This is a genomic window from Lysobacter sp. P5_B9 (assembly GCF_054049835.1).
Genome location: NZ_JBFULP010000004.1, coordinates 301,438 through 321,981 on the forward strand (window position 1 = coordinate 301,438; position 20,544 = coordinate 321,981).

20 protein-coding genes are annotated in these 20,544 nt (G+C 68.5%); 14 read left to right on the top strand and 6 right to left on the bottom strand.

Features of this window, described 5'->3' with window-relative positions:
• The first annotated feature begins 87 nt into the window (after nucleotides 1-87).
• From ACXJJ9_RS10770 to ACXJJ9_RS10795, 6 genes are all read left to right on the top strand, one after another.
• Nucleotides 88-246, top strand: coding sequence for a DUF1328 domain-containing protein (locus tag ACXJJ9_RS10770; protein ID WP_310055029.1), 159 nt, complete (start codon nucleotides 88-90; stop codon nucleotides 244-246).
• Nucleotides 247-303: 57 nt separating this feature from the next.
• Entirely contained in the window at nucleotides 304-960 is a 657-nt protein-coding gene (locus tag ACXJJ9_RS10775; protein ID WP_457097173.1) for a ubiquinone biosynthesis accessory factor UbiJ, read from the top strand.
• Entirely contained in the window at nucleotides 957-2,633 is a 1,677-nt protein-coding gene (gene ubiB, locus ACXJJ9_RS10780) for a ubiquinone biosynthesis regulatory protein kinase UbiB (protein ID WP_457097174.1), read from the top strand. The genes ACXJJ9_RS10775 and ubiB overlap by 4 nt, the downstream gene beginning before the upstream one ends.
• A 16-nt stretch (nucleotides 2,634-2,649) precedes the next feature.
• Complete coding sequence (locus ACXJJ9_RS10785; RefSeq protein WP_457097175.1) at nucleotides 2,650-3,372, top strand: pseudouridine synthase; 723 nt, start codon at nucleotides 2,650-2,652, stop codon at nucleotides 3,370-3,372.
• A gap of 152 nt (nucleotides 3,373-3,524) precedes the next feature.
• Entirely contained in the window at nucleotides 3,525-3,944 is a 420-nt protein-coding gene (gene arfB, locus ACXJJ9_RS10790) for an alternative ribosome rescue aminoacyl-tRNA hydrolase ArfB (protein ID WP_457097176.1), read from the top strand.
• Nucleotides 3,945-3,988: 44 nt separating this feature from the next.
• A complete protein-coding gene (locus ACXJJ9_RS10795) occupies nucleotides 3,989-4,600 on the top strand; it encodes a lysophospholipid acyltransferase family protein (RefSeq protein ID WP_457097177.1) in 612 nt (203 codons plus the stop codon).
• Nucleotides 4,601-4,637: 37 nt separating this feature from the next.
• On the opposite strand, the gene ACXJJ9_RS10800 is transcribed toward ACXJJ9_RS10795, so the two are convergent.
• Nucleotides 4,638-5,606, bottom strand: a complete 969-nt coding sequence (locus ACXJJ9_RS10800; protein ID WP_457097178.1) for a LysR family transcriptional regulator — start codon at nucleotides 5,604-5,606, stop codon at nucleotides 4,638-4,640.
• A gap of 105 nt (nucleotides 5,607-5,711) precedes the next feature.
• Here ACXJJ9_RS10800 and aceB point away from each other — a divergent pair, with 105 nt between their 5' ends.
• The 4 genes from aceB to ACXJJ9_RS10820 all read left to right on the top strand — a co-directional run bounded on the left by aceB (nucleotide 5,712) and on the right by ACXJJ9_RS10820 (nucleotide 12,556).
• On the top strand, nucleotides 5,712-7,355 hold the full coding sequence (gene aceB, locus ACXJJ9_RS10805) for a malate synthase A (RefSeq protein WP_457097179.1): 1,644 nt from the start codon (nucleotides 5,712-5,714) through the stop codon (nucleotides 7,353-7,355).
• A 62-nt stretch (nucleotides 7,356-7,417) separates the two neighbouring features.
• On the top strand, nucleotides 7,418-8,710 hold the full coding sequence (gene aceA, locus ACXJJ9_RS10810) for an isocitrate lyase (RefSeq protein WP_457097180.1): 1,293 nt from the start codon (nucleotides 7,418-7,420) through the stop codon (nucleotides 8,708-8,710).
• A 169-nt stretch (nucleotides 8,711-8,879) separates the two neighbouring features.
• Nucleotides 8,880-9,932 (top strand): GGDEF domain-containing protein, encoded by a 1,053-nt coding sequence (locus ACXJJ9_RS10815; RefSeq protein WP_310055041.1) that lies wholly within the window; start codon nucleotides 8,880-8,882, stop codon nucleotides 9,930-9,932.
• Nucleotides 9,933-9,946: 14 nt separating this feature from the next.
• Entirely contained in the window at nucleotides 9,947-12,556 is a 2,610-nt protein-coding gene (locus ACXJJ9_RS10820) for a putative peptide modification system cyclase (RefSeq protein ID WP_457097181.1), read from the top strand.
• Here ACXJJ9_RS10820 and ACXJJ9_RS10825 read toward each other — a convergent pair.
• Nucleotides 12,541-12,888, bottom strand: coding sequence for an NHLP-related RiPP peptide (locus ACXJJ9_RS10825; protein ID WP_457097182.1), 348 nt, complete (start codon nucleotides 12,886-12,888; stop codon nucleotides 12,541-12,543). The two genes, ACXJJ9_RS10820 and ACXJJ9_RS10825, sit on opposite strands and share 16 nt — an antisense overlap.
• A 172-nt stretch (nucleotides 12,889-13,060) precedes the next feature.
• Between ACXJJ9_RS10825 and ACXJJ9_RS10830 the strand changes: the two genes are divergently transcribed.
• The 3 genes from ACXJJ9_RS10830 to ACXJJ9_RS10840 all read left to right on the top strand — a co-directional run bounded on the left by ACXJJ9_RS10830 (nucleotide 13,061) and on the right by ACXJJ9_RS10840 (nucleotide 15,460).
• Entirely contained in the window at nucleotides 13,061-14,266 is a 1,206-nt protein-coding gene (locus ACXJJ9_RS10830; protein ID WP_457097183.1) for a putative peptide maturation dehydrogenase, read from the top strand.
• Between the two features lie 109 nt (nucleotides 14,267-14,375).
• The gene (locus tag ACXJJ9_RS10835) at nucleotides 14,376-14,831 is read left to right on the top strand and encodes a hypothetical protein (protein ID WP_457097184.1); all 456 of its coding nucleotides are present in this window, start codon (nucleotides 14,376-14,378) and stop codon (nucleotides 14,829-14,831) included.
• Between the two features lie 152 nt (nucleotides 14,832-14,983).
• Complete coding sequence (locus ACXJJ9_RS10840; RefSeq protein WP_457097185.1) at nucleotides 14,984-15,460, top strand: hypothetical protein; 477 nt, start codon at nucleotides 14,984-14,986, stop codon at nucleotides 15,458-15,460.
• A 36-nt stretch (nucleotides 15,461-15,496) separates the two neighbouring features.
• On the opposite strand, the gene ACXJJ9_RS10845 is transcribed toward ACXJJ9_RS10840, so the two are convergent.
• Both ACXJJ9_RS10845 and ubiK read right to left on the bottom strand, forming a co-directional pair.
• Nucleotides 15,497-17,011, bottom strand: coding sequence for a YifB family Mg chelatase-like AAA ATPase (locus ACXJJ9_RS10845; protein WP_457097186.1), 1,515 nt, complete (start codon nucleotides 17,009-17,011; stop codon nucleotides 15,497-15,499).
• 9 nt (nucleotides 17,012-17,020) lie between these two features.
• On the bottom strand, nucleotides 17,021-17,296 hold the full coding sequence (gene ubiK, locus ACXJJ9_RS10850) for a ubiquinone biosynthesis accessory factor UbiK (protein WP_457097187.1): 276 nt from the start codon (nucleotides 17,294-17,296) through the stop codon (nucleotides 17,021-17,023).
• A 214-nt stretch (nucleotides 17,297-17,510) separates the two neighbouring features.
• Here ubiK and ACXJJ9_RS10855 point away from each other — a divergent pair, with 214 nt between their 5' ends.
• Nucleotides 17,511-17,849 (top strand): P-II family nitrogen regulator, encoded by a 339-nt coding sequence (locus ACXJJ9_RS10855; protein WP_310055055.1) that lies wholly within the window; start codon nucleotides 17,511-17,513, stop codon nucleotides 17,847-17,849.
• On the opposite strand, the gene ACXJJ9_RS10860 is transcribed toward ACXJJ9_RS10855, so the two are convergent.
• Both ACXJJ9_RS10860 and ACXJJ9_RS10865 read right to left on the bottom strand, forming a co-directional pair.
• Nucleotides 17,846-18,382, bottom strand: coding sequence for a hypothetical protein (locus ACXJJ9_RS10860; RefSeq protein ID WP_457097188.1), 537 nt, complete (start codon nucleotides 18,380-18,382; stop codon nucleotides 17,846-17,848). The two genes, ACXJJ9_RS10855 and ACXJJ9_RS10860, sit on opposite strands and share 4 nt — an antisense overlap.
• A gap of 136 nt (nucleotides 18,383-18,518) precedes the next feature.
• Nucleotides 18,519-20,441, bottom strand: coding sequence for a diguanylate cyclase (locus ACXJJ9_RS10865; RefSeq protein ID WP_457097189.1), 1,923 nt, complete (start codon nucleotides 20,439-20,441; stop codon nucleotides 18,519-18,521).
• Nucleotides 20,442-20,544: the final 103 nt, after the last annotated feature.

Below are 20,544 nucleotides of genomic sequence, written 5' to 3' on the forward strand. Positions count from 1 at the left end.
GACGGACGCCGCCACCATCACCGCATGACGACCGCGCCGCTACCAGCATGCAGTCACGCCGAACTGGCGTATTGACCGGAGATTCCCATGCTGCACTACGCCGTTGTCTTCTTTGTAATCGCGCTCGTCGCCGCGGTGCTCGGCTTCAGCGGCATCGCCGGTGCCGCCAGCAACATCGCGTGGATCCTGTTCCTGGTCTTCCTGGTGCTCGGCGTCATTTCCCTGCTCCGTGGCCGCCGCGTCTGACCCCGCGCGCCTCGCTCCCGCGCGGGCCGGCGCGCGCGCGGGAGCTACAATGCGGGCATGACCGAACGCGCCAGCCCCTTCGATTCGCTCAAGCCCCTCGCCGGCCGCACGCTGGAGGCCACGCTGAATCGTGCGCTGGCGCTCGACCCCGATACTCGTGACGGCCTGCGCGCGCTGGATGGCCGCAGCGTCGCGCTGCATGTCGCCGCACCCCGGCTCGCCCTGCAGGTAACGGTGGCAGGCGAGCGCCTGCAGGTGGGGCCGGTCGCCGATGGCGCCGACGCCGACCTGTCGGTGCGCAGCACGCTGGGCGGCCTGATCGCGCAGCTGCCGTTCTTCCGTAACGACAGCGCACCGCCGGTGGGCAAGCTGCGCATCGAGGGCGATGCCGACCTCGCGCGCCGCCTGCAGCGCCTGGCCGAACGCTTCGATCCCGACTGGCAGCAGCCGTTCACCGCGGTGTTCGGCGACATCGTCGGCGTGCAGATCGCCAACGCCCTGCGCGCCGGCCTGGGCCAGATGCGCGAGGCTGGCGGCAGCTTCGCCACCAGCGCCGCCGAATACGTCACCGAGGAATCACGCGACGTGGTCGGCCGCGACGAGCTCAACGCCTTCCACGACGACGTCGACACCCTGCGCGACGACGTCGAGCGCATCGCCGCGCGCGTGGCACGCCTGAGCAGGACCGGCCCGAGCGGGAGCCCGCGCGCATGACGCCGGTTTTCCGGGCCTGGCGCATCGGCCGCGTGCTGCTGCGCTACCGCCTCGACGACCTGCTCGACGACACCCCGGCCGAACGCTGGCTGAAACTCGCGCGACCGTTCGTACCGGGCGCGTCGGCGGAAGTCGCGGCGCAGGCGCGCGGCGCGCGCCTGCGCATGGCGCTGCAGGAACTCGGTCCGATCTTCGTCAAGTTCGGACAGATCCTGTCGACGCGCCGCGACCTGGTGCCGACCGATATCGCCGAGGAACTGGCGCTGCTGCAGGATCGCGTCGCGCCGTTCGACGGCGAGGTCGCGCGCGCCATTGTCGAAACCGCATTGGCGCGGCGCATCGACGAGTCCTTCGCCTCGTTCGACACCACGCCGCTGGCGTCCGCCTCCATCGCCCAGGTGCACGCCGCCACCTTGCACGCACAGGGCGACGCGGCGCCGCGCGAGGTCGTGGTCAAGGTGCTGCGCCCCGACATCGAGAAGAAGATCGCCGCCGACATCGCGCTGCTCAACGCGGTCGCCGGCGTGGTCGAGCGCACCCATCCGGCCGCCGACAAGATCCGTCCGAAAGAGATCGTCGCGGAGATCGAGAACACGCTCGCCGCCGAGCTCGACCTGCAGCGCGAGGGTGGCAACGCCAGCGTGCTGCGCCGCTTCTGGGCGAGCAGCGACGACCTGTACGTGCCGGAGGTGATCTGGTCGCATACCGTCGACCGCGTACTTACCCTGGAGCGCGTGCGCGGCATCCCGTCCGACGACATCGTTGCGCTGGATGCGGCCGGAATCGATCGCCACGCACTCGCCGCCAAGGGCGTGGGCGTGTTCTACACGCAGGTGTTCCGCGACAACTTCTTCCACGCCGACGCGCACGCCGGCAACATCTGGGTCGACAGCGACCCTGCGCGCAAGGCGAATCCGCGCTTCATCGCGCTCGACTTCGGCATCATGGGCCAGCTCTCCGACGAGGATCAGTACTACCTCGCGGAGAACTTCATGGCGATCTTCAACCGCGACTACCGCCGCATCGCCGAGCTGCACGTGCAGGCCGGCTGGATGCCCTCGCACATCCGCATCGACGAGCTCGAAGCCGCCGCGCGCGCCGTGTGCGAGCCGTACTTCACCCGGCCGCTGTCGGAGATCTCGCTGGCCGAGGTACTGGTCAAGCTGTTCCGCACCGCGCAGCGCTACGAACTCACCCTGCAGCCGCAGCTGATCCTGCTGCAGAAGACCCTGCTCAACATCGAGGGCCTGGGCCGCCAGCTCGATCCGAAGATCGACATCTGGGCGGTGGCGCAACCGGTACTGCAGAAGATCCTGGTCGAGCGCTACAGCCCGCAGCGCCTGGCCGGCGAATTCCGCAAGCGCCTGCCCGAGTTCGTGACGCATGCGCCGGAGATGCCGCGCCTGCTGCACCTGTGGTTGCAGCAGCAGGTCGAGGGCAAGCATGCACTGAACATGCAGTCACACGATCTGCGCGCGCTGACCCGCGCGCTGCAGAGTGCGCAGCGGCGCACGATCGCGGCCATCTTCGGCACCGGGCTGCTGATCGTCGCGTCCCTGCTGTATGCGCTGGAAGCCGGCGGTCCGCGCCTGCTCGGCGTGCCCGCATTCGCGTGGATCGCCGCCGTCGGCGGACTGTGGGCGCTACGCGCGGCGTGGCCGCGGCGCGGCTGACCAAGCGCGTCCTGCCATGGAGCCGATGCCGCCATCGCCGGAGCCGGCCGCCACGCTGCAGCTGCTCCACATCGACGACGCGCTCGCCGTGGTCAACAAGCCCGCGGGGCTGATGGTCCACGACAGCAAGCTCGCCGGCGGCGAATCCGACTTCCTCGCCGACCGCCTGCGCGAGCAGCTGGGCCGCCCGATCTTCCTCGTCCACCGCCTCGATCGCGCGACCAGCGGTTGCCTGCTGCTCGCGTTCGATCGCGACACGGCCTCGCAACTGGGGCAGGTGCTGATGTCGCGCGGGGTGGACAAGCACTACTGGGCGGTATGCCGCGGCTGGCCGGAAGAAAACTTCGTCGTCGACCACCCGCTCGATGGTGGCCCCGGCAAGCCACAGAAGAAGCCCGCCATCACCCGCTTCACCCGCCTGGCAACGTGCGAGGTCGCGCTGCCATCGCAGGACTTCGCGACCTCGCGCTACGCCCTGCTGCTGGCGCAGCCGGAAACCGGACGTTTCCGCCAGATCCGCCGCCACCTCAAGCACGTGTTCCACCATCTGGTCGGCGACACCAGCCACGGCGACGGTCGCCACAACCGCAACTTCCGCATGCTCGGCGTGCACCGCATGCTGCTGCATGCATGCCGCCTTGGATTCACCCATCCGCGCACCGGCGAGCGCATCACGGTGGACGCGCCGGTGGACGCCGAGTTCGCCAAGGCGCTTGCTTTGTTCGACATCGAGGAGTGATCGGGGCGTCGATGCCGGACGCCGGGTCGTACCGCGCGCGGCGGCGCGATTGGAGTCTGCCGCGGATCCCGCACGCCGACTCGTATCACGCGCTGCGGCGCGATTGACTGCGCCGCGGCTGGTTGTTTGTCGCGGCGCCCTACAATCCGCGCATGCTGCAGATCTCCGCCATCGTGGCCATTGCCGACGACGAACTGGTCGAACGTTTCGTGCGCTCGTCCGGTCCCGGCGGCCAGAACGTCAACAAGGTCGCCACCGCCGTCGAGTTGCGCTTCGACATCGCGCAGTCGCCGTCGCTGCCCGAGGCCGTGCGCGAACGCCTGCTGGCCAAGCGCGACCGCCGCGTCACCGACGCGGGCGTGCTGGTGCTCAACGCGCAACGCTTCCGAACCCAGGACCGCAACCGCGAGGACGCGCGCGACCGCCTGGCGGCCTTCATCGCTTCCGGCCTGCACGCACCCGTGCCTAGAATCGCCACCAGGCCGAGCCGCGCAGCGAAGAAGCGACGGCTCGACGACAAACGCGAACGCAGTACGATCAAGCGCGACCGCACCCGCCGGAACTGGGACTGACGTTCCCGCGGCGCCCGGCGCACACGGGGAAACCGGCAGGGCAGATGAGCGACGACGACAAGCGACAAACCGTTTTGCCGCTGCCGCCCAATGCGCCGCGGGTAAAGCCCAACGCCTTCACCCGCTGGCTGGGCCTGACCCTGCTGCGGCTGGGCGGGTGGCGCATGGTCGGCGAGTTCCCGAACCTGCCCAAGCTGGTGCTGATCGGCGCGCCGCATTCGTCGAACTGGGACGGGATCTGGGGCCTGGGGGCGAAGCTGGCACTGGGGCTGGACATCAAGATCCTCGGCAAGGACTCGCTGTTCAAGGTGCCGGTGATGGGGCTGCTCCTGCGCCGCCTCGGCGTCATCCCGGTTGATCGCAGCGCCGCGCACGGCGTGGTCGAGCAGTCCGCGGCGATGATCCGGCGCGCCGACAAGTTCTGGTACGGCCTCGCCCCCGAGGGCACGCGCAAGCCGGTGGAACGCTGGAAGACCGGCTTCTGGAAGATCGCCAAGGCCGCCGGCGTGCCGGTGTTGCCGGCGTACTTCCACTACGGGCACAAGGTCATCGGCATCGGCCCGGCCTTCACCCTGGGCGATGACATGGCCAACGACCTCGCCCGCATCCGCGAGTGGTACCGCGGCGTCTCCAAGGGCAAGTTGCACGACGTGTGAGGCGCGGGGCCGCAACCCGCCTGGCGCCGACCGTCCGCTAGCGCTCTGACTGTCCGGTCGCGTAGTAGTCGCTGCGTTCGAACAGGGCCGGCTTGATCAGTTCGGTAAAGGCGCGTGCCTGCGGCGACAGGAACCGGCCCTTGCGCACCACCACGCCGTAGCTGCGCGAGGGGAAATACTTCGCCAGCGAGCGCGCCGCGAGGCGCTCGCGATCGCTCTCGGAGAGGCAGATCGCGGTGACGATGCTGATGCCCATGCCCATCGCCACGTACTGCTTGATCACTTCCCAGCCGCCGACTTCCAGCGCCACGGTGTAGGGCACGCGGTTCTGCTGGAATACCAGGTCGACCAGGCGGTAGGTGGTCAGGCGCTGTGGCGGCAGGATCAGGCCGTAGGGCGAGAGGTCGGACAGTTCCAGTTCGGGTTTGCTCGCCAGGCGATGGTTGCGTGGCGTGATCAGCATCGGTTCGAAGCGGTAGACCGGGGCGTAGTCGAGGTCGGCCGGTACGTCGAGCATCGAACCCACCGCCAGGTCGACCGCGTCCGAACGCAGCAGCTCCAGTCCGCCCGCGCCGGTGACGTTGTGCAGGCGCAGGCGGATGTCGGGGTGCTGCGCCTTGAAGGCTTCGATGATCTTCGGCAGCAGGTAGAGGATGGTCGAGCTGCCTGCCGCGACGTTGAGTTCGCCGGCGTCCAGGCCCTGCACGCGCTGGCGGAAGGTGGCGTCCAACCCGTCCAGGCCTTCGACCAGAGGGCGGGCCAGCTCGTACAGCTCCTGGCCCTCGCGGGTCAGGCTGATGCGGCGGCCGCTGCGCTCGAGCAGGCGGGTGCCGAGATCGCGCTCCAGCGCCTGCAGCTGCAGGGTCACGGCGGGCTGGCTGAGGAACAGGGCTTCGGCCGCGCGCGAAATCGAGCCGAGCCGAGCGGTCTGGCAGAAGGCCCGCAGCGGCTTGAGGCGATCGCCCTTGTAGGCAAAGCGGGGGGCAGGGGGCGGCTTGATGTCCACTGAAGGTGAAATTATTAGTTGGGCAAATGATATGTATTGAAAAATCTAGTTTGCCTTATACCACACGCTGCCGCATGGTCAGGGCCCGTATCACTGGACCCCGCGATGTCGGCCCAACCCGCTTCGGCACTCCCCTCTCCAGCTCCGCAATCCGGCGTTGAGCTGATCGCGGACCAGCCCGGGCAGGGCGAGTTGCTCACCCCCGCCGCCATCGCTTTCCTCGCCGGCCTGCACCGGCGCTTCGAAGTCACCCGCCAGGCCCGCCTGGCCGCACGCCGCGAGCGCCAGGCGTTTTTCGACGCCGGCGGCCTGCCCGACTTCCGCGCCGATACCGCGGCGATCCGCTCCGCCGACTGGCGCGTGGCCCCGCTGCCGGGCGCACTGCTCGACCGCCGCGTCGAGATCACCGGCCCGACCGATCCGAAGATGGTCATCAACGCGCTCAATTCCGGCGCGAGCTGCTACATGGCCGACTTCGAGGACTCCACCGCGCCGACCTGGGCCAACCTGCTCATCGGCCAGCGCGCACTGCGCGAGGCGATCGCGGGCACGCTCGAGTTCATTGCCCCCGCCGCCGACGGCGTACCCGGCAAGCGCTACGCATTGAAGCCGTACGCGCAGCAGGCCGTGCTGCTGGTCCGTCCGCGCGGCTGGCACCTCGACGAAAAGCACGTCCGGGTCGATGCCCAGCCCATGTCGGCATCGCTGTTCGATCTGGGCCTGTTCGCCTTCCACAACGCGCACACGCTCGCCGCCAAGGATCGCGGCCCGTACTTCTACCTGCCCAAGCTGCAGTCGATGGAGGAGGCGCAGCTGTGGGACGACGTGCTCGCCCATATCGAAGCCGGGCTCGGCCTGCCCGACGGCCAGCTCAAGGTCACCGTGCTGATCGAGACGCTGCCGGCGGTGTTCGAGATGGACGAGATCCTGCACGCGCTGCGCGGCCGCATCGCCGGCCTCAACTGCGGACGTTGGGATTACGTGTTCTCGTACATCAAGACGTTCCGCATGCATGGCAACCGGGTCCTGCCCGAGCGCGGCCAGGTCACGATGACGCAGCCGTTCCTGCGCGCGTACTCCGAGCTGCTGGTCCAGACCTGCCATCGGCGCGGCGCGCACGCCATGGGCGGCATGGCCGCGCAGATCCCGATCAGCGGCGACGACGCCGCGAACGAAGCCGCCCTGGCCAAGGTGCGCGCGGACAAGTTGCGCGAAGTCACGGCCGGACACGACGGCACCTGGGTCGCGCATCCCGCGCTGATTCCACTGGCGCGCGAAATCTTCGACGAACGCATGCCCGCCGCGAACCAGCACCACGTGCGCCGCGAGGACGTGGTCGTGACCCGCGACGACCTGATCCGGCCCAGCATCGGCTCGATCACGCGTGCCGGCTTCGAGAACAACGTCGAGGTCTGCGTGCGCTACCTCGCCGCATGGCTCGACGGCAACGGCTGCGTGCCGATCCACTGGCTGATGGAAGACGCCGCGACCGCCGAGATCGCGCGCACCCAGCTGTGGCAATGGCTGCATCGCGCCGATGAGCGCGCACTCCACCTCGACGATGGCAGCGAACTCGATTTCGCCCTGTTCGAGCGCGCCCTGATCAACCTGCCGGGCAAGCTCGGCGACCGCAGCACGCTGCCCGGCGGCAGCCGCATCAACGAAGCGATCGGAATGCTCGACCGCCTCACCAACGCCGACACGCTTGAAGAGTTCCTGACCCTGCCCGCGTACGCGCGGCTCGAATGATCCGTTGCTCCACCACCACTCCTACCCACCACGCGCTACAGGAACCATCGAGGGACATCGCCATGAGCACGCACGCCACCGCCGCCCAACTCCGCCACGACTGGCAGACCAACCCGCGCTGGGCGGGCGTCACCCGTCCCTATTGCGCCGACGACGTGGTGCGCCTGCGCGGCACCGTGCCGGTCGAGCACTCGCTCGCCAGGCTTGGTGCGGAAAAGTTGTGGCATTCGCTGCACACGCAGGACTACGTCAATGCGCTGGGTGCGCTCACCGGCAACCAGGCGATGCAGCAGGTCAAGGCCGGCCTGAAGGCGATCTATCTGTCCGGCTGGCAGGTCGCGGCCGACGCCAACATCGCCGGCGAAATGTATCCCGACCAGTCGCTGTATCCGGCCAACTCCGTGCCGCAGGTCGTGCGCCGCATCAACAACACCCTGCTGCGTGCCGACCAGATCCAGTGCGCCGAAGGCGGTGGCGACATCGACTTCCTGCAGCCGATCGTGGCCGATGCCGAGGCAGGGTTCGGTGGCGTGCTCAATGCGTTCGAGCTGATGAAGGGCATGATCGAAGCCGGCGCGTCCGGCGTGCACTTCGAGGACCAGCTCGCCTCGGTCAAGAAGTGCGGCCACATGGGTGGCAAGGTGCTGGTGCCCACGCGCGAAGCGGTGGAGAAGCTGGTCGCCGCGCGCCTCGCCGCCGACGTGATGGGTGTGCCGACCCTGATCGTCGCGCGCACCGATGCCGAGGCCGCCGACCTGGTGACCTCCGACATCGATCCCAACGATGCACCGTTCGTCACCGGAGAGCGCACCGTGGAAGGCTTCTACAAGACGCGCAACGGCCTCGACCAGGCAGTCAGCCGCGGCCTCGCCTACGCGCCGTACGCCGACCTGGTGTGGTGCGAGACCGGCAAGCCGGATCTGGAATTCGCGCGCAAGTTCGCCGAGGCGATCCATGCGAAGTACCCGGGCAAGCTGCTGGCCTACAACTGCTCGCCCAGCTTCAACTGGAAGAAGAACCTCGATGACGCAACGATCGCGCGGTTCCAGACGGAACTGGCGAGCTACGGTTACAAATTCCAGTTCATCACCCTGGCCGGCTTCCACAGTCTCAACTACGGCATGTTCAATCTCGCCCACGGCTATGCGCGCCGGCAGATGAGCGCGTTCGTCGACCTGCAGGAAGCTGAATTCGCTGCCGCCGAAAAGGGCTTCACCGCCGTCAAACACCAGCGTGAAGTCGGCACCGGCTACTTCGACGCCGTCACCCAGGTGATCCAGAACGGCCAGTCCTCCACCACCGCGCTGAAGGGCTCGACCGAGGAAGAACAGTTCCACGAGCAGAAGGCGGCCTGAACCCGGGCCGCCGCGGGATGGCACCGTGGCAGGCACTGTCGTGTGCCTGCCGCACGGCCTGCATGGGGTCCGCACGTCGCGAACGCATTGGCCGTGGGCTTCGCCAGCCCGCGTAGTAGGGGGGAGCGGGTGATATTCTCGATCCCTCCGCAGGCCCCGGATTGTGTGGATGAAGCGCAGAACCTCGGCTCACACGCCGCAGGAAACCGGTACGCCGACCTTGGCACCCGATACGGTGACCGCGGCGCTGACGCCTGCCGAAAACGCCCTGTTTGCGCAGGTCGGCCGCCCGCGCCGCTGCTACGCAGGCGAAACGCTGTTCCGCCGCGGCGACCTGGGCACCACCATGTACGTGATCGCTTCCGGCGCGATCGATCTCGACTTCGGCGACGACCTGATCGCCAAGCGCCTGGGCCCGCTGGAATTCTTCGGCGAACTCGGCCTGCTGATCGGCGACCACGCCCGCAGCGCCGATGCCGTCGCCAGCACCGATGGCGAACTGATCGAACTGCGCCATGAGGAATTCCAGCGCCTGGTCGACAGCGATCCCGGCCTGGTCTCCCATTTCCTGCGCCGCGCGATCATGCGCGTCGTGCTCAACGAGCAAGGCCTGATCCGGCGCCTGCGCCGCCGCAACCAGGACCTGCAGTCCGCGCTGGATTCGCTGCGCGCGACCGCGCACCAGCTCAACCAGACCGAAGCGCTGATCCGCACCGACGAACTGACTGGCCTGCACAACCGCCGCGGCCTCGCCCAGCATCTGGCCGAACGCCGCCGCACCGGCTCGCTCAAGGGCTTGGGGCTGGTGCTGGTCGACTGCGATCGCTTCAAGCAGGTCAACGACGAACACGGCCATCTCGTCGGCGATCGCGTGCTGCAGAGCGTCGCCAACATCCTGCGTTCCGTGGTCGGCGATGGCGACATCGCCTGCCGCCTCGGCGGCGACGAGTTCTGTTTACTGGTCAGTGCCGACAGCCGCGACGCCGTGCTCAGCTTCGCCGATTTCATCGTCACCACCACGCGTGGACTGCAGCAGGTGCCGCGCCACGCAGAGCCTGGCCAGGTACCGCTGATCTCCACCGTCAGCATCGGGGCCTGCCTGCTCGATGGCGAACGCGACTGGAACGACTGGTACGCGCAGGCCGACATGGCGCTGTACCGCGCCAAGCGCCTGGGCGGCAATCGCGTGGAATGGCAGGACGACGCCTTCGCTGCAGCTTGAAAGGATTGAAGCGCATGGATACCGCGGTGCAAACGTTCGATCCGACTCCCGAGCCGACACCGCGCCCGTCCGACAACGCGCCGCAGCTGCGCACGCTGCTGCTGACCGATCTCGTCGATTCCACCGGCCTGGTAGAACGCCTCGGTGACACGCCGGCCAGCGATCTGTTCCGCGCCCACGACCGCCTCGTCCTGCAACTGCAGCAGCAGTGGCGCGGTCGCCTGATCGATCGTTCCGACGGCATGTTGCTGTTGTTCGAACGCCCCATCGACGGCCTCGGCTTCGCCCTCGATTACTCACGCGGCCTGATCCAACTGGGCAACGAGCGCGACATCGACCTGCGCGCCCGCGTCGGCCTGCATGTCGGCGAAGTGCTGACCTGGCGAAACAGTCCCGAAGCCGTGAGCGTTGGCGCCAAGCCGCTGGAAGTGGAAGGACTGGCCAAACCTATGGCCGCGCGCCTGATGGCGATGGCACGCCCCGGGCAGATCCTGCTCTCCGCCGTTGCCGAGCCGCTGGCGCACCGCGCCGCGCGCGAACTCGGCGAACGCGGCCAACACCTGGCGTGGAAATCGTGGGGCCGCTGGCGTTTCAAGGGCGTACCCGAGGCCCAGCAGATCTTCGAAGTGGGCGAGCCGGGTATCGCGCCGCTGCGCGCACCCGCCAACACGCCGAAAGCCTGGCGCGACATTCCGCTGTGGCGGCGTCCGGCGGCATTGGCCGCCGAAGTGTTGCTGCTCGCCGGCGGCGCACTCGGCCTGTGGTTCATCACCAGGCCCGAACCCGCCATCGCCTTCAACCAGCGCGACTGGGTCGTTGTCGGCGACCTGCGCAACCTCACCGGCCAGAGCACGTTCGACGATTCGCTCGAGCAGGCCTTCCGCATCAGCCTGGAGCAGTCGCGCTACGTCAACGTACTCAGCGACCTCAAGGCGCGCGACACCCTGGGCCGCATGCAGCGCGCGCCCGGCACCGTGCTCGACCGTGCGATCGCCTCGGAAATCGCGATCCGCGATGGTGCGCGCGCGGTGATCCTCCCAACCGTGGCCGAAGTCGGCGGACGCGTGCGGGTGAGCGCCGAAGTCATCGATCCGCATACGCAGACCACGGTGTACGCGGAATCAGCCGACGGGCGCGGCTTCGATTCCGCGCTCGGCTCGATCGACAAGGTCACCGCGTCCCTGCGCGGCAAGCTCGGCGAAGCGGTGCAGTCGATCGAGCGCGATTCCGCGCCACTGCCCGACGTCACCTCGAAGAACCTGGATGCACTGCGTGCGTATGCGCTGGCGCAGAAGGAACAGGCCCGCTTCAACTACCCCGAAGCGCTGCAGCTGTTCCAGCGCGCCACCGAACTCGATCCACAGTTTGCGCTGGCGTGGGTGGGCCAGGTGCGCGTCCACTACAGCCAGGAAAACGCCACGCGCGCCATGCCGGCCCTGCGCCGCGCGCAGGCCTTGCGCGCGCACCTGACCCCGCGCGAACAGCTGTACCTCGACGCCTGGGTCTCCGAGTTCGATGCGCCGGCGCAGACCACTGCGAAGTGGGTGGAGCTCGCCCGCCTCTACCCGGACTACCTGCCGGGGCGCGGCAACGCGTCGACCTGGCTGTACATCGACAACCGTTTCCAGGAAGCGCTGGGACATGCGTTGGCGGCGGCRATCCCGCAGAACGCGCTGCAAGGACAGGAATTCGATTCGGTGGGCCGCGCCCACCTGGGCATGGAGCAGTACGCGCAGGCGGAAGCGGCGTTCAAGCGTTCGTTCGCGAGCAGTGGTGGCGGCAGCATGCGCCGGCTGGTGTCCACCGCCGCGGCGCGCCGGGACTTCGCCGCGGCGCGCCGGTACGAGACGCGCCTCGAGGCCGACAATTCCTCCGCGTACATCGAGCGCACCAGCCTCGCGATCGATCAGGCGCGCTGGCCGGACGCGCAGGCGGCGGCGCGCAGGGCGCTGGGCCTCGCGCAGGCGGGCGCGGTGGACAGCCGCTACCTCGTGCTGCCCCTTGCCGTTGCCGACTGGATGGCGGGCGACGCCGCCTCGGCGCGGAAGCAGGCCGGGCTTGCCATCGGCAAGGCGCTGTCGGCATTGCAGCTGCCGTTATCGGCGGACGCCAAGGAAGACGCCATGCTGGCGCTGGCTGCGGTGCTGGTGTCACAGCGGCTCGGCGCGCCCGATGAATCGGACAGGGTCCTGGCGGCGCTGCAGTCGCGACCGGAACTGATGGCCTTGCCGCAGGTGGCGGAACTGGCCGCCGTGATCCGCGCCGGGCACGCGCGCCGGGCCGGGGATGCGGACGAGGCCGTCGAACTGTTGAAGCCGTTCCTGACCGGGCGCGAGCGCTACCAGACGCACGTCGAACTGATGGAGGCGCTTGCCGCCCAGGGCCGTAATGCCGAAGCCGTCGCCCAGGCACGCTGGCTGCAGCAGCGGCGTGGCCTGGCGTATGTCGAACTGGAGTGCGGCCATTGCCTGCAGGCGCTGAACGTTGCCGACTCCACCCTCGCGATCAGGCGCGAAGCGGAGCTGCTGCAAGCCAGCGGCAGCCCGGAAGCAGCGGCCCGCCGGCTGGCGGCATTCAACCGCCTGTGGCCGGCGTCGCAGCAGTCCGCTTATTTGAGCCGGTAATGCCCGCCCGCGTTGCCCACGTCGAGCTTCGGCGTGGTCTGGTTCAGGCCCCGCAGCAGCATGGTGCGAATCTCGTCGCGGGCCGCGGCGATGGCGTCCTTGGGCGCCAGCTCGGTCACCTTGCAGTCGCGGAATGCCTCGGGCTGCGCCACCGGCACCGCACCGCACGCGGTCATCAGTCCCGGGCTGGGTGATTCATAGCCGATGGATTGCAGGGCGGCCAGGTGGTCGCGCTGGAAGCGCTCGCGGAACAGATCATCCGTGCTGAGCAGGTCGAGCAGGCGATCGGCAAGCTCGGCGTCGAGCGGAGCGGTGGTGATTTTCCCGGTCATTGGCATTCCCCTATCCGGCCCGAGAGCGGACCGGTCCGCAGCGAATCTATCCCTGACGCGATTGCGGAACAACCAGGCACGCTCGGCTGCGCACCGTTGCCGCTTCGCGTTCGTGCTGCCCCCAAAGAGCGCATACGCCGCACAATGCCAGGCCTGCCAACCGGAGTCGGGAATGCAAATCCGCCGCTGCGCCATCGTCTTCCTCGAAGCACGCGAAGAGGCCCGCTTCGATCTCGACGTRCTGCTCTCGGGCGGCGATGGCTTGCGCCGTACCCTGCGTTGGCTGGCACTCGCACCGCATCGTGGCGAGGAACTGGAGATCGATGCGGACGAACGCGAAGTGCTCGGCGCATTGGGCTCCAGCCAATGGGTGGAGGCCGCGACGCTGGCGAGGCACCCGGCCGCGGCTCTGCAGCGATTGCTGGCCGAAGGGCTGCTCGTCAGCGATGCGGCCGAGCATGCGCATTGGCGCGAGCGCGACGACGCGCTACGGAATGTGCATTGGCATCCGCTGGCGGCGACGCTGCATGCTTTCACGCGCTGGACCGGCGTCGACGCCGTGGCGAACACGCGCGATAGCGGCACCGAGACGGCCGTGCAGATGCGCGCAGTGCTCGGCGCGCCACCGGTGGAAGCCGCCACCCGCGCCGACCCTGCCGCCCGCCTCAACCTGCCGCGCAGCGCGCCTACCGACTTCGACCGCCTGCTGGCCCGTCGTGCCACCTGCCGCAACTTCGATCCGTCGCGACCGCTGCCGTTCGACCTGTTCGCACAGGTGCTGCAGCGCGTGTTCGCCGCGCAGGCGGAAGTGCGGGTGAATGAGGACACCGTATTCCTGAAGAAGAGCGTGCCGTCCGGTGGTGGTTTGCATCCGATGGAGTGCTACCTGGTCGTGCAGCACGTCGAGGGCGTCGCCCCCGGGCTGTATCACTACCAGTCGGTCGAGCACGCACTGGAGCCGTTGCCGATCCCCGAAGGTCGCACATGGGACAACGGCGGCCTGCGCCGGTTCGTGCAGGACATGGTCGCGCAGCAGCACTGGTTTGCCGATGCCCACGTCGTCGTCCTGCTGTCCCCACGCTTCGACCGCACCTTCTGGAAATACCGCCAGCATGCCAAGGGCTACCGCGTTGTCGCCCTGGAGGCCGGCCACATCTCCCAGACCCTGTACCTGGCAGCCACCGAAGCCGGCCTGGGCGCCTTCATTACCGGCGCGATCAACGAGCAGGAGCTGGAGCAGGCTTTCGGCCTGGACCCCATCAGCCAAGGGGCGCTGGCGATCTGTGGTTTCGGTTGGCGTGCAGAGCAAATGGCCACCGCCGAACTCGATCCCGCCGGAGTCGTGTGGGTGCCAGCGGAGGCCTCACCGACTGCCTGAATGCGACCGGGCAGACAGAACGCTTTTGCCGTGTCTTTTGGCAGTCGACACCGGGACAAACCGCACGGTATGGTCCGCCTTCCCTCAGGCCACCCACGAGCCGTAAGCAATGCGCATTTCCAAGTCCTTCGCCATGATGGCCCTTGCGTTGATCCTTGTCGTATCCGCACCTGCCGCGTTCGCCACCAAGGTGTTGGACTTGAATGCCGTTCGCACGCAGCAGGCAGAAATCCGGGATGGCCTGATGGCGCGCACCGGTCGCTATGCGTCCCTGTCCGCCGATACGCGGACGACCATCCTGACGAAGCAGGCCTCATTGCTGAGCGTGCTGGGTGACAAGCAGACCGCCGACGAGCTCAGCGAAGACCAGCGTCTTGAAGTCTTCAACACGCTCGAATGGATCGAGGCCGCCATCAACAACGAGGACGGCGGGCAGATGATCTGCCATCGCGAAAAGGTCATCGGCAGCACCCGCTTCACCCGCGTGTGCCGTACCGCGGCTGATGAGGCGCGGATGAAGGAAGAAGCGCGCCGCCGAATGCTCGATCAGCATCTTGGTTATTGATGGAATCCAAGGGCGGCCTCCGGGCCGCCCTTTTCGTATGGCGTATTCGTATTGCCCAGGGGCGTGGGCCGGGAGTAGTGTCGGGCCGGCACGGCGATGCCAACTCTCAGGCATCCGCTGATCTCTCCCGCCGCCACTTCCGGAGATCCGCAATGCGTAGAACTCTGCTTGCCCTGGCCCTGTTCGTTGCCACAAGCGTCGCCCTGGCCCAGCCCGCGTCGACCGCGGAAGACGATGGGTTGCAGATGATCCTCAAGCAACAGCAGGCACTGAAGGCCGACCTGGACGACGGCGGCATCGACGGCCTCACGCCGCGCCAGAACACCATCGTGCGCAAGGCCCAGATCGAGGTCTTCGCGGTGTCCGAAGGCAAGAGCCGGCTGGACGACCTGTCCATGGAAGAAAAGATCCGCCTCGAGAACGCGCTTGAGCGCATCAACGCCGAGATCGTCAACACCCGCGCGGCCAGCAACAATCAGAACGTGTGCTGGCGGGAGCGGGTCAGCGGGACGACGATGAAGAAGACCCGCTGCGGCACCCAGGCCGAAATGCGCGAGGCACGGGAAGGTGCGCGTGATTTCCTGGAGAAGGGCAGGGTCTGCGTTCCGCCCGGTTGCGGCGGCGGCTGATACCCGCGGCAAGCATTGTCGGGTCCGACGCGTCCGCTACGCCGCGCGCGCGTCCGCTCCCCGATCCGCGCGCCGGTAAGCCAGCGCTTCGGTCAAATGCGCAGTGAGGATCTGCGAGCGATCGTCGAGGTCCGCGATCGTCCGCGCCACGCGCAGGATGCGGTGGATGGAACGCGCGGACAGCTGCAGCGCATCGACGGCGCGCTCAAGCAGCGACTGATCCTGGGCTGACAGGCGGCAGGTCGCCATGATCTCGGACTGGCCCAGCCGCGCGTTGGTCTTGCCGGCGCGGGAGTGCTGCAGGGCGCGCGCACCCAGCACGCGGGCACGGACGTCGGCACTGGATTCCCCGGCGGGGGCGTCCGGGCGCAGCTCCGTCGGCGGCAGTCGCGGCACCTCGACGTGCATGTCGATGCGATCCAGCAACGGACCGGAAATGCGCCCGCGGTAGCGGCGTACGGCGTCGGGATTGCACCGGCAGCGGCCACTGGCGTCACCGGCCCAGCCGCAGGGGCAGGGGTTCATCGCGGCGACGAGCTGGAACCGGGCGGGGAACTCGCTCTGCCGCGCGGCCCGCGAAATGGTGACGACACCGGACTCCAGCGGTTCCCGAAGCACTTCGAGCGCGCGCCGGTCCCATTCGGGCAGTTCGTCCAGGAACAGCACGCCATGGTGGGCGAGAGAAATTTCTCCAGGACGCGGCTCGCCACCACCGCCGACCAGGGCAACCGCACTGGCGGTATGGTGCGGCGCGCGGAAGGGCCGCTCGCGCCAGCGCGATGGATCGAGGCCACGGCCACTGACGGAGGCGATTGCCGCGGTTTCGAGTGCTTCGTCTTCACTCGCATCGGGCAGCAGGCCGGGCAGGCGCGAAGCCAGCAGTGTCTTGCCGCAGCCGGGCGGCCCGATCAGCAGGAGATGGTGACCGCCGGCCGCGGCGACTTCCAGGGCGCGGCGCGCATGCGCCTGCCCGCGCACATCGGCGAGGTCGACCGCCGGGATGCGTTGCACCGGAAGCGCTTGCGCCAGCGGCAGCTGCTTGTGGCCAGCAAGCATCGCGCAGACCTCGAGCAGGGTGCGCGCGGTCCGGACCTCCACCCGCGAAGCCAGCGCGGCTTCGGGGCCGTTGCCCTCGGGCACGATCAGCCGGCGTCCGGCCTGCGCGGTGGCGAGCGCGGCGGGCAGCACGCCATCGACCGCGCGCAACTCCCCGGTGAGGCCGAGTTCGCCGAGGAATTCATATTCGCCCAGGGCCTCCAACGGAATCTGCCCGCTCGCGGCGAGGATCCCGAGCGCGATGGACAGGTCGAACCGGCCCCCGTCCTTGGGCAGGTCGGCGGGCGCGAGGTTGACGGTGATCACCCGCGCCGGGAATTCGTATTGCGCGCAGCTGATGGCGGCACGCACGCGATCCTTGGCTTCGCGCACCGCCGCCTCGGGCAGGCCGACCAGGGAAAAGCGCGGCAGTCCGCCGGACAGGTGCACCTCGACGCGGACTGCGGGCGCACGCACGCCCGTTCGCGCACGGCTGTGCACGAGTGCCAGGTTCATGGCGCGGATTCAGTGGCGGGGAGCGGACGTGTTCGAACCGTCGTCCAGCCGGGCTTCCAGCTCGGCCAGGGTGCGTTGCAGTCCCTCGAGTTTCTCGCGCGTGCGCAGCAGTACCGCGCGCTGCACTTCGAATTCCTCGCGGGTGACCAGGTCGAGCCTGGTCAGGCCCGACTGCAGCACCGCCTTGAAGCTCTGCTGCAGCTCTTCGCGGCCCTCACGCATGCCGGGCGGTACCAGTGCGCTCAGGCGGCGGGCGAGGTCGTCGAGGTGGTTGAGGTCGATCATGGGCGTGGCTCCTCCGGGAATGGGCCCAGCTTGGAGCCCGGACCGAAGCGGCGCAGTCGGGACGTGCCGCGTCGTGGGGTGGGGAAAATCCGATCTGCGCCATTGTAGGGCGGCCCCGGCCTGCCGGTCACAGTCGCGCCGGCACGCCTCATGTCGCGCTCGCTCCACATCGCCACGCGGCTTATCCTGCGTGCGCAGCCACGGAGACAATGCGATGAAGATGGTCATGGCGGTGATCAAGCCGTTCAAGCTCGACGACGTGCGCGAAGCGCTGGCCGAAGCCGGCGTCGCGGGCATCACCGCCACCGAGGTCAAGGGCTTCGGCCGCCAGAAGGGCCATACCGAGCTGTACCGCGGTGCCGAATACGTCGTCGACTTCCTGCCCAAGATCAAGCTCGAAGTAGCGGTGACCGACGACCAGGCCGATGCCGTGGTCGAGGCCATCATGAAGGCCGCCGGCACCGGCAAGATCGGCGACGGCAAGATCTTCCTGTGGGACTTGGACCGCGTGGTGCGCATCCGCACCGGCGAGATGGACGGCGACGCGCTTTAGGGCGGAGTAGTACGCACGGCCGTTCCGCTCATGTAGCTGACCGTGCGTTTTCCGTTGGCCCTGCTGCCCGCTGCGACGGTGGCGGTCCCGCGCAGCGGATCCAGCTGGATTTCCAGGCTGCTATCGGGCTTGCCCGGGGTGCTGAAGATTCCGTAGAGAGCCGGGTAGTCGCGGACGTGGCGGGTGGAGGTGTAGCTCGACATCGCACCCTCGAAGGCGACCGGCGGCCTCCGGATCGAACCGATCCGGTCGAGCGCGATCCACTTGCCGTTGACGAGCAGCTTGCCGCCGCTGTCGAGCGAATCACTGAAACAGAACACGTACTCCGACGCGATCGTCGTGGCAGTGGGCTTTCCGATCCATTTGAAATCGCCGTCGTAGCTGTTGATGTAGCCGGAGGTGCCGCCGGAGGTGCGCAGTTCGCGCACCGGACCGCTCAGCTGTTCCGTGAAGGTGGCCTTCCAGCATTCCTCTCCTGGAGGGCTCGGCTCTGCGGCATGGGCGGGGAATGCCAATGCAACGGCCAGCAACACGGCGCCTTTCCAGTGAGCATGGTTCCCTCCTTTATCGGGGACGGCCGCACGGATGAGCGCCGTGAAGTGGGCGATGCCGCCGCGACCGATTCTCCCGGGGTGCGCGGGCTGCCAAGGGCGCGCGACAGTGGGTCGCTCAGGACTCGACCGCCACGCGATTGCGCCCGGCTTCCTTCGCCCGGTACAGCGCCGCGTCGGCGCGGTCGATCACGTCGTGCACGCCGTCGTCCTGCGTGCGCAACATGGCCAGGCCCAGGCTGATGGTGACGCCAAGGTTCTCGGCGATGTCCGACAGGTCGAGGCGATGCACGCTGTCGCGCAGGCGCTCGGCCACGAGCAGCGCGGCATCGGGGGACGTGCTGGGCAGCAGCACGATGAACTCCTCGCCGCCGATGCGGCCGAGCAGGTCGTTCTGCCGCAGCACGGCTTCGCAGGCGCGCGCAACGCGCACCAGCACCTGGTCGCCGCCGGCGTGGCCGTGGCCGTCGTTGATGCGCTTGAACCAGTCGAGGTCGAAGGTGATCACCGCCATCGGTTCGCTGCTGCTGCGGGCATGCGTCACCGCCTGCTCCGCGGCAACTTCTATGTGGCGCCGGTTGGCCACGCCGGTGAGCGCATCGGTGAGCGCCAGCCGATTGATCTGGCGCATGTTGCGCCACTGGCGCAGGAACAGCGCCAGCAGCAGCACCATCAGCAGGCCGCTGCTGGTGAGGGCCACGAGCTGCCAGCGGTTGGCGCGTTCGACGACCTTCAGGCGCTGCTGCTGGCTGCGCCGCTCCGCCTGCAGGCGCGCGTTTTCAAGGTCGCGGCGCGCGGTATCGAACTGGTATTGCAGCAACAATGACTGCTGCGTACGCGCGTCGTCATAGAGCTTGCGGCGCCCGGTGCGTTCGAGCTTGAGGTCGTCCATCGCGGCGCGGTAATCGCCCAGCGCCTCGTGGCTGAGCGCGCGCGCGGCGTAGAGGTCGACCTGGTAACGCAGGTTTGGATCGGCATCGAACGCGCGCGTGGCGCGGTCGTAGTGATCGAGCGCCTGGACGTCGTCGCCGCGACCGGCGAGGACCATGCCCTCGAGCAACTGCAGCATCGCTTCGTTGGAGCGGTCGCCGAGGCGTTCGAAGCTGATGCGCGCAGTGGCGAGCGCGGTTTCCGCACCGCTGAAGTCGCCTTTCTTCACCAGCGCCGACGCCATCGCCAGATGGGCGGCGGCCACCTCGTATTCCAGCCCGTGCCCGGCCGCGACGTCGATCGCGCGCCGCAATACCTCCAGGGCCTCGTCGTAGCGGCCGAGGTCCTGGTGCAGGAACGCGATCTGCAGCAGTGCCACCGACTGCAGGCCGGGGTCGCCCTGGCGTTCGGCGAAAGCCATGCTCTGGCGCAGGTATTCCATTGCCTTGGCGTGGTCGCCCATGCGGCGATAGGCGGAGGCGATGTCGCCCAGGCCGGCTTCGGCTTCCTTGCGCAGGCCGGCGCCGGCGTACACGCGCTGGGCTTCGAGGAAATCGGTCAGCGCTGCCGCCTGCTGTCCCAGCAGCGAGCGCAGGCTGCCACGATGGGCCAGGGTCTGCGCCAGCAGGCGCGGGTCGTTGTGTTTGCGGGCAAGCGCGAGGGCGCTTTCCACCACCGTAATCGATTGCGAGGTCTGCCCGGAGCCATCGATGTAGTTGGCTTCGCACAGGCCGAAGCGGATCTGTCCACCGACATCCCGCAGCCGCACCGCATCGGCCATGGCGGCACGGGCAAAGGCGAGCCCCACGGCGGGTTGGCCGAGGTCGTCGTAGTCGCAGCGGAAGCCGCGCAGGCGCAGCTCGCGGTGGGGGTCGTCCCTGGGACGCAGGGCATCGAGGCGTCGCACCACCTCGCGGACTCGTTGCGGACCGGACACGATGAGGTCGCCCCGTTCGACCTGCTCGATCAGGCGGTCGAACTGGCCGGCGTCCGGCGACGAACCGAACGCCGCGAGATCGGACGAAGGGCCGGGCGCAGCCGGCTGCGCCGGCGCGTCCGCAGCGACGCACCAGCCCAGCATGGCCAGCAAAGTGAATCCCAATAGGCGCAAGACATCCCCCCGGATCGAGCGCAGACAGCGTGCACGTGGACACCCGTCCTGGGGCCAACGTAACACAGCCCCGGGCGGGGTCCCGAGACGCACGGCGCCATTC